Genomic DNA, 17,949 nt, shown 5'->3' with positions numbered 1-17,949 from the left:
AGACCGGAGGCGCTGTCGTCAGCCGCGCCTGCTACGTCCGAGTCCGACGAGCCGGGCCACGAGGACGGCGGCGCAGCCGAGCGTCGCGGTGACCAGCAGCACCATGAACGTCGGATAGATGTACGCCACCTGGATCCAGGCGACGTCACGACCCCGGTAGAGCCAACCGACCACCCGGTGGATCGAGGCGAGCAGCGGCAGCGGCGCGAGCAGCGGAAGCAGCCGCACCAGCGTCCAGGGGCGTACCGGCCGGCCGGTGGCCCAGCGGCGTGACCGGAGCACGCCCAGGCCGGCGAGTGCGGCGGAGGCGACCGCCAGCACCAGCAGCACGGCGTCGACGACCACGAGCGGCGTGCCCGCCGAGGACGCCGGCGTTCCCTCGATCAGCGCGATGAGCCGCTCGGCGAGGGCCGACGCGTGGCCGTACGCCAGTCCGGTGTTCGCCATGACCGCGACCCCGTAGCCGGACGCGGGCAGCAGCGCCTGGTACGCCGTCGAGGTGAACAGGTCGCCGCTGTGCGCGATCATCGGCGCCCCCGACCCGGTCTTCTCCACGAACCAGCCGAGGGCGTAGGCGTCGGAGACCGCGGACGGGCGGTGCAGCGTGGCGAGGCCCGCCGGGGAGACGACCGCCGTGCCCTCCGGACCGCGGCCCTGGTTGCCCTGCGCGATCAGCCACGCCGCCATGTCGTGCGCCGAGCTGAGCACCCCGCCGGAGCCGTTGCCGAAGGCCGGCGGCTCGGGCAGGGCGACCGGCCTGCCGAGGATCATGAGGTGGCCGCGCGCGCTCGACGGCAGGTCGGCGGCCACGTCGAGGGTGCGACTGTCGGTCATGCCGAGCGGGGCGAAGACCCGCGTCCGCAGGTACTCGTCGAACGGCAGCCCGCTGACCACCTCGACCAGTCGCGCGGCCACCTGGAAGTTCGGGTTGTGGTACTCCCACCTCGTGCCGGGGACGGCGGCCAACCGGGCCGTACGCATCCCCGCGACGGCCTCCCGCAGCGAACCCGGCTGCCGCCTGCTGAACGCGGGGAACGTCGTGTCCGACATCCCGGAGGTCTGGTCGAGCAGCTGCCGCACGGTGATCCGGGCCGCCCGGGGGTCGTCCATCGTGAACTCCGGCAGGTGCCGGTGGACCGGGCCGTCGAGTTCCACCCGGCCCGCCTCGACCAGCTGCATCACGGCGAGGGCGGTGAACGACTTGCTCACCGACGCCACGGCCATCGGGGTGCGCGCCGTGATCGGGTCGCCGGCGGGGGTGCGGCCGTACCCGGCGGCGTGCACCACCTCGGTCCCCCGGGTGACGGCCACCGCGGCGCCGGGCAGCCCGGTGGCGTCGCGGTACTGGCGGACGGCGGCGTCGACGGCGGCGGCGCCGATCCCGGCCGGGGGCGCGGCCGGGGCCGCCGGGGCGGGCGGCGCGGCGAGCGCCACCGCACCGGCCAGGACGAGGAGTCGCGTGATCATGGTCGGAGTTTCGGCCGGTCGGGGACCCCGCACATCGGATCGTGGTCCGAACCCGGGATCGGACCGTGGTCCGACGCCCGGCGGCCGGCCGGTGGATACGGTGGTCCGGTGGTCACCTCGGGGCGGCTCGGGCTGCGGCAGTTGATGGCGTTCGACGCGCTGGTGGGCGTCGCCCTCGTGCTCCTCACGGTGTTCCGGACGCCCGGCGCCCCGGCGCTCGCCGGTGGCCTGGCGGTGCTGTTCGGGGCTCCGCTCGCCGTCCGCCGGCGCTGGCCGGCGCCGGTGCTCGCCGTCGTGGTGCTGGCGGGGGCGGTGGCGGTCGCCGTCGGGGTGGCCGGCGACGCGGTGGTGTTCGCGGTCGCGTTCGCGCTCTACCCGGTCGCGCTGGCCACCTCCACCCGGGACGGCGTGTCGGCGCTCGTCGTGGTGCTGGCCGCCCTCACGGGCGCGGGGCTGGCGGGCGGCACGGTCCCCGGGCTGCCGATCGTCCCGACCCGGGCGGGGGAGGAGTCGTTCGCCGCCACGCCGGTTCCGGTCCTGCTCTACGCCGCGACCGTCGTCGCCGCTTCGTGGGCGCTCGCCCGCGCGGTGCGCGCCCGTCGACGTCACGTCGCCCAACTCGCCGCGTCGCGTGCCGACCAGGCGGTGGCCGAGGAACGGTTGCGCATCGCCCGGGACATCCACGACGTGGTCGGGCACAGCCTCAGCCTGATCGCCATGAAGGCGGCCGTCGCCAACCACCTGGCGGACAGCCATCCCGAGCAGGGCCGGGCCGCCCTGGGCACGATCGAGCGGGTCAGCCGGAGCGCGCTCGACGACATCCGGGTCGTGCTCGGCGCGCTGCGCGACCCGGCCGACACCGCGCCGAGCTTCGCCGAACTCGACCGGCTGGTCGAGGCCGTCCGGTCCGCCGGTGTCACCGTCGACGTCGACGGGGCGGCCGACCTGACCCGGGTGCCCGCGGCCGTGCAGGCCTCGGCGTACCGCATCGTGCAGGAGGCGCTCACCAACGTGCTGCGCCACGCCGGCCCGACCCGCTGTCGGCTCGCCGTGGCGGTCGAGCCCGGGGTGCTGGCGGTCGCCGTCGTCGACGACGGGGGGTCGGGGCGCGCCGTCGGGCCGCCCGGCCACGGGCTGCGGGGCATGCGCGAGCGTGCCGTGATGCACGGCGGTGCCCTGGAGGCCGGCGTCGAGCCCGGCGGCGGCTTCGCCGTGCGCGCCCGGCTGCCGTTCACTCCGGCGGTGTCGGACGATGGGTGAGCCCGTACGCGTGCTCCTGGCCGACGACGACGTGCTGCTGCGCGGCACCCTCCGGCTGCTGGTCGACGCCACCCCGGGAATGACCGTGGTGGCCGAGGCGGGCACCGGCCGGGCGGCCGTCGAACTCGCGGGGACGTACGCGCCCGAGGTGGTGCTGATGGACGTCCGGATGCCCGAGATGGACGGCATCACCGCCACCGAGCAGGTCACCGCCGGCCGGGACGCGCCCCGGGTGCTCGTCCTCACCACCTTCGACCTCGACGATCACGTGTACCGGGCGCTGCGGGCCGGGGCGAGCGGCTTCCTGCTCAAGGACACGTCCCCCGTCCGGCTGCTCGACGCGATCAGGGTGGTCGCCGCGGGCGAGGCGCTGCTGGCCCCCAGCGTCACCCGTCGGCTCATCGCCGAGTTCACCCGGATGCCGGCGGCCCGACGGGTGCCGGGACGGCTCGACGGGGTGACCCCGCGGGAGCGGGAGGTGTTGACGTTGATCACCCGTGGGATGTCCAACACCGAGATCGAGCAGCACCTGCACCTCAGCCGGGGCACCGTCAAGACGCACATCGGCCGGTTGCTGACGAAGCTGGGCGTCCGCGACCGGGCGCAACTGGTGATCGCGGGCTACGAGTCGGGGCTCGCCGACCGGTGAGGTGACGTCGACCGTCGCGCACGCCGCGCCGGCCCGGCGGGTCGGCGTCCGATCCCGTCGCGTTGACCTGGGGACCGGGGGTGTGGCAGCATTCGCGGCCTGACGGCAGTGAAGGAAGCCGGTGCGATTCCGGCGCGGTCCCGCCACTGTCACCGGGGAGCGATCCCCCCTCGTGAGTCACGGCCGTGCGTGCGCGGTTGGAAGACCGGGGGTGAGCGTCGATCCGGGAGCCAGGATACTTCGGCCGTCGGGAGTGACCCCAGGGCGTGGACACCCGAGGAGGACCCGATGACGCACCGCGTCTCCGCCATCGACGATCATCGTCGCATCGTGCCCGGCCGCGCCAGCGCGCCGGCGAGCAGCCGCGTTTCCGCAGCCCCGTCCGGCCGCCGCGCCGCGCGTCCGGCCGGCCGTGGTGTGCCCGCCCCCGGCCGCCCCGCAGCGGTCGGACGCGTCGCCCGTCCCTGACGCCCGCACCGCGCCGCCCGACCCCGCCGGCCCGCCGGTGAGCCGCTTCCCGGCCCGCCGTACCCGCTGAACCGCGCCCACCCCTCGTACCGCCCGATCGTCCTCGCGTCGATCCGGGCGTCACTCTCCGGAGCCGTCCGTGCGCATCCTGCTGCTGTCCACCGCCGACACCGACCTGCTCGCCGCCCGCGCCAGCGGCGCCGACTACCGCCTCGCCAACCCCGCCCGGGTCGCCGCCGACGCCGTGCCCGCGCTGCTCGACGGCGTGGACCTCGCGGTCGTACGCCTGCTCGGCGGCCGGCAGGCGTGGCCGGACGGGCTCGCCACGGTGCTGGCCTCCGGCGTGCCCACGGTCGTGCTCAGCGGCGAGGCCCTGCCGGACGCGGAACTGATGGCGGCCTCCACCGTCCCCGCCGGGGTGGCCACCCAGGCGCTGGCCTACCTGGTCGAGGGCGGCCCCGGGAACCTCGCCCAGCTCGCCCGGTTCCTCTCCGACACGGTGCTGCTCACCGGCGAGGGGTTCGCCCCGCCCGCGCCGACCCCGACGTACGGCGTCCACGGTGACCGTCCCGTGCGGCCCGACCGGCCGACCGTCGGGATCGTCTTCTACCGGGCGCACGCCCTCGCCGGCAACACCGGCTTCGTCGACGCCCTCGCCGACGCCGTCGACGCGGCCGGCGGCAACCCGCTACCGATCTTCTGCGGCTCGCTGCGCGGCCTCACCGCCGGCGCGGGACCGCTCGGGCTCTTCGGCCGCTGCGACGCCCTGCTGGTCACCGTGCTCGCCGCCGGCGGCACGGTCGCCGCCGACGCCTCCGGCGGGGGCGACGAGGACGCCTGGGACGTGGGGGCGCTCGCCGCCCTCGACGTGCCGGTGATCCAGGCGCTCTGCCTCACCAGCACCCGCGAGCAGTGGGCCGGCAGCGACGCCGGACTGTCCCCGCTGGACGCCGCGATGCAGGTGGCCATCCCCGAGTTCGACGGCCGGATCGTCACCGTGCCGTTCTCGTTCAAGCGGATCGACGCCGACGGGCTCTCCGGCTACGTCGCCGACCCGGAGCGGGCCGCCCGGGTGGCCGGCATCGCCGTGCGGCACGCCCGGCTGCGGCACGTGCCCAACGCCGACAAGCGGCTCGCGGTCGTGCTCAGCTCCTACCCGACGAAGCACTCCCGGGTCGGCAACGCCGTCGGCCTGGACACCCCGGCCTCGGCGGTCCGGCTGCTGGCCGCCCTCGCCGAGGCCGGCTACCACCTCGGCGACGCCCCGGTGCCCGACGACGGGGACGCGCTCATCCACGCCCTCATCGCCGCCGGGGGACACGACGTCGAGTGGCTCACCCCGGAACAGCTCGCCGCCGCCGAGGCGCGGGTGCCCGGGGGGACGTACCGGCGCTGGTTCGACCAGGCGCCGGCGGAGCTGCGGGAGCGGATGCTCGCCCACTGGGGGGAGCCGCCCGGCGGGCTCTACACCGACGGCGGGGACATCGTGCTGGCCGGGCTGCGCTTCGGCAACGTGGTGCTGCTGATCCAGCCGCCGCGCGGCTTCGGCGAGAACCCGATCGCCATCTACCACGACCCGGACCTGCCGCCCAGCCACCACTACCTGGCCGCGTACCGCTGGCTGGCCGCGCCCGCCACCGACGGCGGCTTCGGCGCGGACGCGGTGGTGCACCTGGGCAAGCACGGCACCCTGGAGTGGCTGCCCGGCAAGGGTCTCGGGCTGGCCGCCGACTGCGCCCCCGACGCCGTCCTCGGCGACCTGCCGCTGGTCTACCCGTTCATCGTCAACGACCCCGGCGAGGGCACCCAGGCCAAGCGCCGCGCGCACGCCGTCGTCGTCGACCACCTGGTGCCGCCGATGGCCCGCGCCGAGACGTACGGCGACCTGGCGAAGCTGGAGCAACTCCTCGACGAGTACGCCACCGTGCAGGCGCTCGACCCCGCCAAGGTGCCCACCGTGCAGGCGCAGATCTGGGCCCTGGTGCGCGCCGCCGAGCTGCACCACGACCTGCACGCCGAGGACATGCCGGCCGCCGAGGACTTCGACGACTTCGTGCTGCACCTCGACGGGTACCTCTGCGAGGTCAAGGACGTGCAGATCCGCGACGGCCTGCACATCCTCGCCGCCGCGCCCACCGGCGAGCCCCGGGTCAACCTCGTCCTCGCTGTGCTGCGCGCCCCGCAGGTCTGGGGCGGCGCCCGCGCCCTGCCCGGCCTGCGCCAGGCCCTCGCCGCCGCGTACGGCCTCGACGAGCAGGCGCTGCTCGCCGCGCCGGGCCAGCGGCTGGCGCTGCCCGAGGCGCTGACCGACACCGTCGACGGGCCGGCCGGCACCGCCGCCGACGCCGTCGACCTGATCGAGGCCCTCGCGCGCCGGCTGGTCGTCGGCATGGAGACCCTCGGCTGGGACACCGACAAGGTCGACGCCGTGGTCGAGGAGGTCACCGGCCGGGCCGTCCCGGACGCCGCCGCCGTGCTCCGCTTCGCCGCCACCGAGCTGGTGCCCCGGCTGGACCGCACGACCGACGAGATCGACCGGGTGGTGGGCGCGCTCGACGGGCGCTTCGTGCCGCCCGGCCCGTCCGGCTCGCCCACCCGGGGCCTGGTCAACGTGCTCCCCACCGGCCGGAACTTCTACTCCGTCGACCCCAAGGCGATCCCCAGCCGCAACGCCTGGGACGTCGGGGTGGCCCTGGCCGACTCGCTGCTCGCCCGGCACCTCGCCGACACCGGCGAGTACCCGCGCTCCGTCGGCCTGACCGTCTGGGGCACCAGCGCCATGCGCACCCAGGGTGACGACGTCGCCGAGGTGCTCGCGCTGCTCGGCTGCCGCCCCACCTGGGACGACCGCTCCCGCCGGGTCACCGGCGTCGAGGTGGTGCCGCCGGCCGAGCTGGGCCGCCCCCGCGTCGACGTCACCGTGCGGATCTCCGGCTTCTTCCGGGACGCCTTCCCGCACGTGGTCGCGCTCATCGACGACGCGGTGCGGCTGGTCGCCGCCCTGGACGAGCCGGCCGAGCAGAACTTCGTCCGCGCACACGTCGCCGCCGACCTCGCCGAGCACGGCGACGAGCGGCGGGCCACCGCCCGCGTCTTCGGCTCCAAGCCGGGCGCGTACGGGGCCGGGCTGCTGCCGCTGATCGACTCCCGCAACTGGCGCAGCGACGCCGATCTCGCCGAGGTGTACGCCGTCTGGGGCGGCTACGCCTACGGCCGGGGGCTGGACGGGCGGGAGGCGCGCGCCGACATGGAACGCTCCTTCGCCCGGATCGCGGTGGCGGTGAAGAACCAGGACACCCGCGAGCACGACATCGTCGACTCCGACGACTACTTCCAGTACCACGGCGGGATGGTGGCGATGGTCCGTCACCTCACCGGCGCCGCCCCGGCCGCGTACGTGGGGGACTCGGCGATGCCGCACGACGTGCGCACCCGCACCCTCGGCGAGGAGACCCGGCGGGTGTTCCGGGCCCGGGTGGTCAACCCGAAGTGGATCGCCGCGATGCGCCGGCACGGCTACAAGGGCGCGTTCGAGCTGGCCGCGACCGTGGACTACCTGTTCGGCTACGACGCCACCGCCGGCGTCGTCGACGACTGGATGTACGAGCACCTCGCCGCCGCGTACGTCTTCGACGAGACCACCCGGGAGTTCCTGGAGCAGTCGAACCCGTGGGCGCTGCGCGGCATCACCGAGCGGCTCCTCGAGGCGGCCGACCGGGGCCTGTGGGCCGCGCCCGAGCCGACCACCCTGGACCGGCTCCGCGAGACGTACCTGGCCAGCGAGGGCGACCTGGAGGAACGCTCATGACCACCTACCCGTTCAGCGCGGTGCTGGGCATGGACGACATGCGGCTCGCCCTGCTGCTCAACGCGGTCTCCCCGGCGATCGGCGGGGTGCTCGTCCGCGGCGAGAAGGGCACCGCCAAGTCGACGGCCGTGCGGGCCCTGGCCGCGCTGCTGCCGCCCGTGGACCGGGTGGCCGGCTGCCGCTTCGCCTGCGACCCCGCCGCCCCCGACCCGTCCTGCCCGGACGGCCCGCACCCCGACGGGCCGGCCGCCGAGCGGCGTCCCGCCCGGCTGGTGGAGCTGCCGGTCGGCGCGGCCGAGGACCGGGTGGTCGGCTCGCTCGACCTGGAGAAGGCGCTCGGCGAGGGCGTCCGCGCCTTCGAGCCGGGCCTGCTCGCCGCCGCCCACCGCGGCGTGCTCTACGTCGACGAGGTCAACCTGCTCCACGACCACCTGGTGGACCTGCTCCTCGACGCCGCGGCGATGGGCCGTTGCCACGTGGAGCGGGAGGGCGTCTCGGTCAGCCACGCGTCCCGGTTCCTGCTGGTCGGCACGATGAACCCGGAGGAGGGGGAGCTGCGCCCGCAGCTGCTGGACCGGTTCGGGCTGACCGTGGAGGTCGGGGCCAGCCGCGACCCGGCCGTACGCGTCGAGGTGGTCCGCCGCCGGCTCGCCGCCGACGCCGACCCGGCCGGCTTCGCCGCCCGCTGGGCCGACGCCGACGCGCAGGTCGCCCGCCGGGTCGCCGCCGCCCGGCAGCGGCTGGAGCGGGTGCTGCTGCCCGACGCCGCACTGCGCCGGATCGCCGAGGTGTGCGCGGCGTTCGACGTGGACGGCATGCGCGCCGACATCGTCACCGCCCGTACCGCGCTGGCGCACGCCGCCTGGCACGGCCGGGACGTGGTCACGGTGGAGGACGTCCGGGTCGCCGCCCGGCTGGCGCTGCCGCACCGCCGCCGCCGCGACCCGTTCGACACGCCCGGACTGGACGAGAAGCGCCTCGACGAGGCCCTGGACCGGGCCGGCGACGACGATCCCGACGACCCGGGCGGCCCCGGCGGTCCCGGCGACGGCCCGTCCGGCGGACCCGGCGGTCCCGGCCCGCACGGCGGCCCAGGCGGCGCCGGCGGCACCCCGGACGACGGCGGCTCCGGCGGGACACCGCCGGCCGGTCGCGACGAGCCGGGCCCCGGGCACGGCGATGCCGCCGGCCCGCACGGTGGCGAAGGCCCGGTGCCCGACAGCGGCGACCCGGCGCATGGCCGGTACGACGACGACCCGCCCGGCCCGGCCGACGGAGGCCCGGTCGACGGCGGCGGTCCCGGGCCGACCGGCTCGGCGGACGGCCGGCCCGGCGCCGGCGGGCAGGCGGTGGCCGTACCCCGGCAGGGGCTCAAGGCGCGGCTGCTCACCGCGCCCGGGATCGGCGACGGGGTGCCCGGCCGACGCTCCCGCGCCCGCACCGGGCGGGGGCGCACCACCGGGGCGCGCACGCCGGCCGGCCGGGCCGGCGTGCTGCACCTGCCGGCGACCCTGCGGGCCGCCGCCCCGCACCAGCACGCCAGGGGCCGCGTCGCCGGGCCGCTGCGACTGCGCCCCGACGACGTCCGCGAGGCCGTCCGCGAGGGACGCGAGGGAAACCTGGTGCTCTTCGTGGTCGACGCCAGCGGCTCGATGGGCGCCCGGGCGCGGATGGCCGCCGTCAAGGGCGCCGTGCTCGCCCTGCTCACCGACGCCTACCAGCGCCGGGACAAGGTCGCGGTGGTCGCCTTCCGGGGAGCCGCCGCACAGACCCTGCTGCCGGCCACCTCCTCGGTGCTCGCGGCCTCGACGCGGCTGGCCGAGCTGCCCACCGGCGGGCGTACGCCGCTGGCCGAGGGGCTGCTCGCCGCCGCCGACCTGCTGCAGGTGGAGCGGCTGCGCGATCCGCGCCGCCGCCCCCTGGTGCTGGTCGTCACCGACGGCCGCGCCACCGCCGGGGAGCGCCCGCTCGACCGGTCGGCCCGCGCGGCGGCCGTGCTCGCCGCCACCGGCGCCCCCTGCGTCGTCGTGGACTGCGAGAGCGGCCCCGTCCGCCTCGGCCTGGCCCGCCGCCTCGCCGCCCAACTCGGCGCCGACCACCACCGGCTCGACGAGGTCGCCACCGCCCCCCTCACCGATCTCGCCGCCGCCACCGCCGTGGCGCAGAACAGGAGTGTTGCCTGATGCCGCAGGGGAAGCCGTCCCACGTGCCCGCCGACGGGTTGACCACGCGGCAGCGACGCAACCGGCCGCTGCTGCTGGTCCACACCGGACAGATGAAGGGGAAGTCGACCGCCGCGTTCGGGCTGGCGCTGCGCGCCTGGACCGCCGGGCTGCCGATCGGGGTGTTCCAGTTCGTCAAGAGCGCCAAGTGGCGGGTGGGCGAGGAGAACGCCTTCCGCGCCCTCGGCGAGGTGCACGAGCGCACCGGGCAGGGCGCCCCGGTGGCCTGGCACAAGATGGGCGAGGGCTGGTCCTGGATCCAGCGTGGCGGCGAGGCCGACCACGCCGCCGACGCCCTGGAGGGCTGGCGGCAGATCCAGCGCGACCTGGCCGCCGAGCGCTACGGCCTGTACGTGCTCGACGAGTTCACCTACCCGATGAAATGGGGCTGGGTGGACGTCGACGAGGTGGTCGACACCCTCGTGAACCGCCCCGGGTTCCAGCACGTCGTCGTCACCGGCCGCGACGCCGACCCGCGCCTGGTCGACGCCGCCGACCTGGTCGCCGAGCTGACGAAGGTCAAGCACCCGATGGACGCCGGCCAGAAGGGCCAGAAGGGCATCGAGTGGTGACGGTCGAGCCGGGGGCGCCGTGGGCGCTGCCCCGGGTGGTGGTCGCCGCACCCGCCAGCGGGCACGGCAAGACCACCGTCGCCACCGGGCTGCTCGCCGCGCTGCGCCGCCGTGGCCTGGCCGTCAGCCCGCACAAGGTCGGCCCGGACTACATCGACCCCGGCTACCACGCGCTCGCCGCCGGTCGCCCCGGCCGCAACCTCGACCCGTGGCTGGTCGGCGAGGAGCGGATCGCGCCGCTGCTGCGGCACGGCGCCGCCACCCCGACGCCCGCCGACATCGCCGTGGTCGAGGGGGTGATGGGGCTGCACGACGGCGCGGTCGGCCGCCGCGGGTACGCCTCCACCGCGCACGTCGCCCGGCTCGTCGACGCGCCGGTGCTGCTGGTGCTGGACACCACCGCGCAGGGCCGTTCCGCCGCCGCGCTCGCCCTGGGCATGGCCGCGTTCGACCCCGGCGTGCGGATCGGCGGGGTGATCCTCAACCGGGTCGGCTCTTCCCGGCACGAGTCCCTGCTGCGCGACGCCCTCGCCGAGGTGGGCGTGCCGGTGCTCGGGGCGGTCAGCCGCGCCGCCGAGGTCGCCGCCCCGGCGCGCCACCTCGGGCTGGTGCCCGTCGCCGAGCGGGCGCCGGAGTCGCTGGCCATCGTGGCCGCCCTCGCCGACCTGGTGGCGTCCACCGTGGACCTCGACGCGGTGCTCGACCTGGCCCGCACCGCCGGGCCGCTGACCGCGCCCGCCTGGGACCCGGCCGCCGCCGTCGGCGGCCCCGCCGGCGGCGAGCGCCCGGTGGTCGCGGTCGCCGGTGGGCCCGCCTTCACCTTCTCCTACGCCGAGACCGCCGAGCTGCTCGCCGCCGCCGGCGCCGCCGTCGTCCCCTTCGACCCGCTGCGCGACGCCGGCCTGCCTGCCGGCACCCGCGCGGTGGTCGTCGGCGGCGGCTTCCCCGAGGCGTACGCGCCGCAGCTCGCCGACAACGCCACGCTCCGCGCCGAGCTGGCCGCCTTCGACGGACCGGTCGTCGCCGAGTGCGCCGGGCTGCTCTACCTCGGCCGGTCCCTCGACGGCGTGCCCATGTGCGGCCGGCTCGACCTCACCGCCCGGATGACCGACCGGCTCACCCTCGGCTACCGGGACGCCGTCGCCGTCACCGGCTCCCCGCTGCACCGCCCCGGCGACCCGGTACGCGGCCACGAGTTCCACCGCACCGCCACCGACCCGGGGCACGGCGACCGGCCGGCGTGGCGCTGGGACGGCGCCGACCACGGCTTCGTCGCCGGCCGGGTGCACGCCTCCTACCTGCACACCCACTGGGCCGGGCACCCGCGCGCCGCCCGCCGCCTGGTCGAGGCGGCGAGCCGGTGACCGCGCAGGAGCACGGCGAGCGGGTGGCCGGGCACGACGGCGGCGAGCCGGTGAGCGCGCGCAGCGGGACGCCGGGCGGGGACGGCTGCACCGCGACGCTGACCGGGGTGGGGGTCGGTCCCGGCGACCCGGAACTGCTCACCCTCCGGGCGGTCCGGGTGCTGGCCGAGGCCGACCTCGTGTTCGTACCGGTGATGGACCGTCTCGCCGCGGACGGCGACGCGCCGCCCGGGCGGGCCGAGACCACCGTGGCCGCGCACGTCGCGCCGGACCGGCTGCGCCGGCTGCCGTTCGCCCTCGACGACCGGGGCGGGGTGACCGCGCGCCGGGAACGGGCGTGGGACGAGGCCGCGCGGGCCGTGGTGGAGGCGGTCGACGGCGGCGCCCGCGCCATCGCCTTCGCCACCATCGGCGACCCGAACGTCTACTCCACCTTCGGCTACCTGGCGCAGACCGTCCGCGCCCGCCGCCCGGCGGTCGAGGTGCGCACGGTTCCCGGGATCACCGCCATGCAGGACCTGGCGGCGCGCAGCGGCGTCCCGCTCTGCGAGGGACGGGAGCCGCTGACCCTGCTGCCGGCCACCGCCGGGCTGGCGCTCTTCGCCGACGCGCTCGCCGGCCCCGGCACCGTCGTGGCCTACAAGGGCTGGCGGCGGCACGCCGAGCTGGTCGCCGAGCTGCGCCGGCAGGGCCGCCTGGGCGATGCCGTGCTGGGCCGGGGCCTCGGGCTGCCCGACGAGCGGATCGGCCCCGTCGCCGACGCCGCCGACGACCTGCCGTACCTGTCGACGCTGCTGGTCCCCGCCCGCCGGGACCGTAGGGGAGGAAAGCTGTGACCACCGAGCCGATCACGGACCGCGCCGACGACGGCGGGCCGACCAGCACGGGCAAGGTGTGGTTCGTCGGGGCCGGCCCCGGCGCGGCCGACCTGATGACCCTGCGCGCCGCCCGGGTGATCGGCGCGGCCGACGTGGTGGTCTGGGCGGCCAGCCTGGTGCACGCCGACGTGCTCGCCCACGCCCGCCCCGACGCGGAGATCGTCGACTCGTCGCGGCTGCCGATCGAGGGGGTGCTGCCGCTCTACCGGCGGGCCGCCGCCGAGGGGCTGACCGTGGCGCGGATCCACTCCGGCGACCCGGCGCTGTGGGGCGCGGTGCAGGAGCAGCTCGACCTGTGCCGGGCGCTCGGGCTGGCCGTCGAGATCGTCCCGGGCGTCTCGTCGTTCACCGCCGTCGCGGCGATCGTCGGCCGGGAGCTCACCATCCCCGAGGTCGCCCAGTCGGTGATCCTGACCCGGCTGGAGGGCGGCAAGACCCCGATGCCGCCGGGCGAGCGGGTCCGCGAGTTCGCCCGGCACGGCACCACCATGGCGCTGTTCCTCTCCGCCGCCCGCTCCGGGCAGGCGCAGGCCGAGCTGCTGGCCGGCGGCTACCCGCCCGACACCCCGGTCGTGGTGGCGTACCAGGCGACCTGGCCGGACGAGTTGGTGGTGCGGTGCGCCCTCGGCGACCTGGAGGCCACGGTCAAGGAGCACAAGCTCTGGAAGCACACCCTCTTCCTGGTCGGCCCGGCGCTCGCCGCCGCCGGCACCCGCTCGCACCTCTACCACCCCGGCCACTTCCACACGTTCCGGCGGGCCGAGCCGGCCGCCCGCGCCGACCTGCGCCGCGCCCGGGCCACCGGCGGGACGGCGGGGGACGGACACGCCGGATGACGTACGCCGAGCCGCCGCTGCGCGAGCCGGACCTGCCGCGTACGGCGAAGGTCCGGCCCACCGCGCTGCGCACGGGCTGGACCACCGGCGCCTGCGCGACGGCGGCGGCGAAGGCGGCGGTGACCGCCCTGGTCACCGGCGTGCCGCAGCGGGAGGTGGAGATCGGGCTGCCCGCCGGCCGCCGGGTCCGCTTCCCGGTGGCCCGCTGCGAGGTCCACGCCGGCACGTCGGCGGAGGCCGTGGTGGTCAAGGACGCCGGCGACGACCCCGACGTCACGCACGGCGCCGAGCTGACCGTCACCGTCGGCTGGCGGGACGTGCCCGGGCTGCGGCTCGACGGCGGGCCGGGCGTCGGCACGGTCACGAAGCCGGGTCTCGGGCTGCCCGTCGGCGGGCCGGCGATCAACGAGACCCCGCGCCGGATGATCGGCCAGGCCGTCGCCGAGGTGGTCGACCTGGCCGAGGTGGGCGTCCGGGTGGTGGTCAGCGTGCCGCGCGGCGAGATCATGGCCCGCAAGACCACCAACCGGCGGCTCGGCATCCTCGGCGGCATCTCCATCCTCGGCACCACCGGCATCGTGCGGCCGTTCTCCACCGCCTCCTGGCGGGCGAGCGTGGTGCAGGCGGTGCACGTGATGGCCGCCCAGGGGGAGCGGACGGTGGTGCTGTGCACCGGCGGGCGTACCGAGCGGGCCGCCCGCGCGCTGCTGCCGGAGCTGCCCGAGGTGTGCTTCGTCGAGGTCGGCGACTTCACCGGCGCGGCGGTCACCGCCGCCGTCGGCGACCGGATGACCGGGGTGGTCTTCGTCGGGATGGCCGGCAAGCTGGCGAAGCTCGCCGCCGGCATCCTGATGACCCACTACACCCGGTCCAAGGTGGACCTGTCCCTGCTCGGCGACGTCACCGCCGAGGCGGGCGGCGACCCCGACCTGGTGGCGGCGGTCGCCGCGGCGAACACCGGGCGGCACGCGTACGAGCTGTGGGAGGCCGCCGGGTTGCTCGATGCCGCCGGTGACCTGCTCTGCCGGCGGGTACGCCAGGTGCTGCTCCGGTTCGCCGGGAACGCCGTCACCGTCGACGTGGCGATGGTGGACTTCGCGGGCGACCGGGTCGTCGCCTCGTCGGGCCGGTGGGCGGCGTGACCGGAAGCCCGCCCGCCGGGGGCACCGGGCCGGCCGTGACCGTGGTGGGGATCGACGCCGGAGGGGGGCCGCCGCACCCCGCCGCCGCGCCCGCGCTCGCCGGGGCCCGGCTGGTGGTGGGCGCGGCCCGGCACCTGGCCGCCGTACGCCTGCCGGCCGGCGCCGACACCGTCGCCCTCGGGCCGCTCGCGCCGGCGCTGGACCGGCTGGCCGCCGCCGTCGCCGCCGGAACGGACGCGGTCGTGCTGGCCAGCGGGGATCCCGGGCTGTTCGGCGTCGTCCGGCGGCTGCGGGCGGCCGGGCTGCCGCTGCGGGTGCTGCCGGCCGTGTCCAGCGTGGCCGCCGCGTTCGCCCGCGCCGGGCTGCCCTGGGACGGCGCGGCCGTGGTCACCGCCCACGGCCGGGACCCGCGACCGGCGCTGAACGCCTGCCGGGCGCTGCCCGCCGTCGCGGTGCTCACCGCCCCCGGCGCCGGGGCCGCCGAGCTGGGCGCCGGTCTGGTCGGCTGGGCCCGCCGGCTGGTCGTCGCCGAGCACCTCGGCACCGACGCCGAGCGGCTCACCGAGACCACCCCCGAGATGGCCGCCGCCCGCGCCTGGGCCGACCCGCACGTGCTGCTCAGCCTCGCCGGGGAGCCCGGGGCCGCCGGGATGCGGGCGGACAACCAGCCGGCCGCCGCGCCGGCCGGCGGGTGGGCGCTGTCCGAATCCGCCTACGCGCACCGCGACTCGATGATCACCAAGTCGGAGGTACGCGCCCTCGCCGTGGCCCGGCTGCGCCCCCGCCTCGGCCGGCTGGTCTGGGACGTCGGCGCGGGCAGCGGCTCGGTCGGCATCGAGTGTGCCCTGCTCGGCGCGGCCGTGGTCGCCGTCGACCGCGACCCGGCGGCGCCGGTCCGCGCCAACGCCGCCCGGCACGGCGTCGACGTCAGGGTGGTGGTCGGCGCCGCCCCCGGGGCGCTGCACGGGCTGCCCGACCCGGACGCCGTCTTCGTCGGGGGTGGCGGCACCGACGTGCTCGCCGCCGTGGCGCACCGCCGGCCGGACCGGGTGGTGGTGACCCTCGCCGCCGTCGATCGGGTCGCCCCGGCGGTCGGGCTGCTGCGCGCCGGCGGCTACGCCGTGGAGGGCGTCCAGCTCTCCGCCGCCCGCCTCGCCGACCTGCCCGGCGGATCCATTCGACTCGCGGCCACCAACCCGGTGGTCGTCCTCACCGGGGAGCGCCCGTGAACCATCCGTCCACCACCACGGACCAGCCGACCCGGATCGGCCTGGTCGCCGCCACCGCCGCCGGGCGGCGGCACGCCCGTACCCTCGCCGACGCCTGGCCGCACGCCCGACTGGTCACGGCGGACACCGTCGCGGACGCGCTGCGCGCCGCCTGGGCCGAGTGCGACGCGGTGGTGGCGTTTTTGGCCACCGGGGCGGTGGTGCGCATCCTCGCGCCGCTGCTCGGCGACAAGCGCACCGACCCGGCCGTGGTGGTGGTCGACGAGGCGGCCCGGCACGCGGTCGCGCTGCTCGGCGGCCACGCCGGGGGCGCCAACGACCTCGCCGGGCGGGTCGGCGCGGTGCTCGACGCGCGGCCGGTGGTCACCACCGCCAGCGACGCCGTCGGCCTGCCCGGGCTGGACACGCTCGGCTGGCCCGTCGAGGGCGCCGTCGCCGCCGTCGGCCGCGCCATCCTCGACGGCGAGCGGGTCACCCTCGTCGCCGACGCCGCCTGGCCGCTGCCCGCCCTGCCCGACAACGTGCGCCCCGCCCCGACGCCGGTCGCGCCCGCCGACCCGGCCCCGCCGGCCGCCCCGCCCGGCCCCGGTGCGTCGGTCGGCCCGGCCGGGTCAGGGGAGGCGGCCGGCGGCGGGTACCGCCTGCTGGTCACCGACCGGGTGGTGCCGCTCGACGACCGAACGGCCGTGCTGCGGCCCCCGTCGCTGGTCGCCGGGGTGGGGGCCAGCCGGGGCGTGCCCGCCGCCGAGGTGCGCGGCCTGCTCGACCGGGTGCTCGCCGAGGCCGGCCTCAGCCCGGCCAGCCTGCGGCACCTGGCCAGCGCCGACATCAAGGCCGACGAGGCGGGCATCCGGGCGACCGCCGACGCGCTCGGCGTACCCCTGGTGACGCATCCGGCGGCGGAGCTGGCGGCGGTCGACGTGCCGCACCCCAGCGAGGTGGTCCGCGCCGCCGTCGGCACCCCCAGCGTCGCCGAGGCGGCGGCGCTGCTCGGCGGCGACGCCGCGCTGCTGGTGCCGAAGACCGCGACGGCGATGGCCACCGTGGCGGTCGCCCGGCACGCCCCGCGCGGCCGGCTGGCGATCGTCGGCCTCGGGCCCGGCGCGCCCGACCTGCGCACCGCCCGCGCGGTGGCCGAGCTGCGCCGCGCCGCCGTGGTCGTCGGCCTCGACCAGTACGTCGACCAGGTCCGCGACCTGCTCCGCCCCGGCACCCGGGTGCTCGCCAGCGGCCTGGGCGCCGAGGAGGAACGGGCCCGGGCCGCCGTCGCCGAGGCCGTGGCGGGTCACGCCGTCGCGCTGGTCGGCTCCGGCGACGCTGGCGTGTACGCGATGGCCAGCCCCGCCCTGGAGTACGCCGACGAGCGGATCGACGTGGTCGGGGTGCCCGGGGTGACGGCCGCCCTCGCCGCCGGCGCCCTGCTCGGCGCGCCGCTCGGCCACGACCACGCCTACCTGAGCCTGTCCGACCTGCACACCCCGTGGGAGGTCATCGCGCGCCGGGTGGCCGCCGCGGCCGAGGGCGACTTCGTGGCGCTGCTCTACAACCCGCGCAGCCGCGCCCGCGACTGGCAGCTCGGCGCGGCGCTGGAGGTCTTCGCCGCGCACCGGCCGCCGGACACCCCGGTCGGGGTGGTGCGCAACGCCAGCCGACCCGACGAGCGGGTGCACCTGGCCACCCTGGCCGACCTCGACCCGGCGCTGGTCGACATGTACAGCGTCGTGGTGGTGGGCAGCAGCCAGACCCGGGTGGTCGCCGGCCGGATGGTCACCCCTCGGGGGTACCGGTGGCGGCGGTGACCATCGGCGCCTGCCAGGGCTGCGGCGCCTGCCTGCTCACCTGCCCGACGCACGCCATCCGGCCGGTGCCCGGCGGCCTCGCCGTCCGCGCGGACCGCTGCACCGGCTGCCTGGAATGCCTGGAGATCTGCCCGGTGGACGCCATCCGCGCCACCGGCACCGACGAACGTGGAGGAAGCCGATGAGTTCGACCGCGGTCAGCGCCGCACCCCCGGCCGGCCGGTGGAGCCGCGCCGAGCGGGTACGCCTCGGCGG

At 77.5% G+C, this 17,949-nt stretch carries 12 protein-coding genes, 1 pseudogene and 1 riboswitch; of the genes and pseudogenes, 12 read left to right on the top strand and 1 reads right to left on the bottom strand.

Annotated features, from left to right (window positions below):
* Positions 1 to 18: 18 nt before the first annotated feature.
* Positions 19 to 1,467, bottom strand: coding sequence for a serine hydrolase domain-containing protein (locus tag ACZ6O2_RS19490; RefSeq protein ID WP_466023793.1), 1,449 nt, complete (start codon positions 1,465 to 1,467; stop codon positions 19 to 21).
* A gap of 108 nt (positions 1,468 to 1,575) precedes the next feature.
* On the opposite strand from ACZ6O2_RS19490, the gene ACZ6O2_RS19485 reads away from it, so the two are divergent.
* From ACZ6O2_RS19485 to ACZ6O2_RS19430, 12 genes and pseudogenes are all read left to right on the top strand, one after another.
* Entirely contained in the window at positions 1,576 to 2,727 is a 1,152-nt protein-coding gene (locus ACZ6O2_RS19485) for a sensor histidine kinase (protein WP_350707404.1), read from the top strand.
* A complete protein-coding gene (locus tag ACZ6O2_RS19480; protein ID WP_350707406.1) occupies positions 2,720 to 3,376 on the top strand; it encodes a response regulator transcription factor in 657 nt (218 codons plus the stop codon). The genes ACZ6O2_RS19485 and ACZ6O2_RS19480 overlap by 8 nt, the downstream gene beginning before the upstream one ends.
* A 111-nt stretch (positions 3,377 to 3,487) precedes the next feature.
* Positions 3,488 to 3,617: riboswitch (cobalamin riboswitch) on the top strand.
* A 366-nt stretch (positions 3,618 to 3,983) separates the two neighbouring features.
* Positions 3,984 to 7,652 carry a cobaltochelatase subunit CobN gene (gene cobN, locus ACZ6O2_RS19475; RefSeq protein WP_466023792.1) on the top strand — a complete coding sequence of 1,223 codons (3,669 nt, stop codon included), beginning with the start codon at positions 3,984 to 3,986 and terminating at the stop codon, positions 7,650 to 7,652.
* A complete protein-coding gene (locus tag ACZ6O2_RS19470) occupies positions 7,649 to 9,835 on the top strand; it encodes a VWA domain-containing protein (RefSeq protein ID WP_466023791.1) in 2,187 nt (728 codons plus the stop codon). The genes cobN and ACZ6O2_RS19470 overlap by 4 nt, the downstream gene beginning before the upstream one ends.
* A complete protein-coding gene (gene cobO, locus ACZ6O2_RS19465; RefSeq protein ID WP_350707412.1) occupies positions 9,835 to 10,446 on the top strand; it encodes a cob(I)yrinic acid a,c-diamide adenosyltransferase in 612 nt (203 codons plus the stop codon). Before ACZ6O2_RS19470 ends, cobO begins: the two co-directional genes overlap by 1 nt.
* Complete coding sequence (locus tag ACZ6O2_RS19460; RefSeq protein WP_466023790.1) at positions 10,443 to 11,810, top strand: cobyrinate a,c-diamide synthase; 1,368 nt, start codon at positions 10,443 to 10,445, stop codon at positions 11,808 to 11,810. Before cobO ends, ACZ6O2_RS19460 begins: the two co-directional genes overlap by 4 nt.
* Before the next feature lie 50 nt (positions 11,811 to 11,860).
* Complete coding sequence (gene cobI, locus ACZ6O2_RS19455) at positions 11,861 to 12,646, top strand: precorrin-2 C(20)-methyltransferase (protein WP_466023848.1); 786 nt, start codon at positions 11,861 to 11,863, stop codon at positions 12,644 to 12,646.
* Positions 12,643 to 13,524 carry a precorrin-4 C(11)-methyltransferase gene (cobM, locus tag ACZ6O2_RS19450; protein ID WP_466023789.1) on the top strand — a complete coding sequence of 294 codons (882 nt, stop codon included), beginning with the start codon at positions 12,643 to 12,645 and terminating at the stop codon, positions 13,522 to 13,524. The genes cobI and cobM overlap by 4 nt, the downstream gene beginning before the upstream one ends.
* On the top strand, positions 13,521 to 14,666 hold the full coding sequence (locus ACZ6O2_RS19445; protein ID WP_350707417.1) for a cobalt-precorrin-5B (C(1))-methyltransferase: 1,146 nt from the start codon (positions 13,521 to 13,523) through the stop codon (positions 14,664 to 14,666). Before cobM ends, ACZ6O2_RS19445 begins: the two co-directional genes overlap by 4 nt.
* The gene (gene cbiE, locus ACZ6O2_RS19440; RefSeq protein WP_466023788.1) at positions 14,654 to 15,895 is read left to right on the top strand and encodes a precorrin-6y C5,15-methyltransferase (decarboxylating) subunit CbiE; all 1,242 of its coding nucleotides are present in this window, start codon (positions 14,654 to 14,656) and stop codon (positions 15,893 to 15,895) included. Before ACZ6O2_RS19445 ends, cbiE begins: the two co-directional genes overlap by 13 nt.
* Complete coding sequence (gene cobJ, locus ACZ6O2_RS19435) at positions 15,892 to 17,694, top strand: precorrin-3B C(17)-methyltransferase (protein WP_466023787.1); 1,803 nt, start codon at positions 15,892 to 15,894, stop codon at positions 17,692 to 17,694. The genes cbiE and cobJ overlap by 4 nt, the downstream gene beginning before the upstream one ends.
* Positions 17,682 to 17,905, top strand: a pseudogene (locus tag ACZ6O2_RS19430) (DUF362 domain-containing protein); the annotation flags it as partial. The gene cobJ and the pseudogene ACZ6O2_RS19430, both read left to right, overlap by 13 nt.
* Between the last annotated feature and the right edge of the window lie 44 nt (positions 17,906 to 17,949).

It is taken from the genome of Micromonospora sp. NPDC048040, from assembly GCF_055587185.1.
Note: the sequence above shows the minus strand (reverse complement) of the source record. Positions and strands in the feature narration are given on the sequence as shown.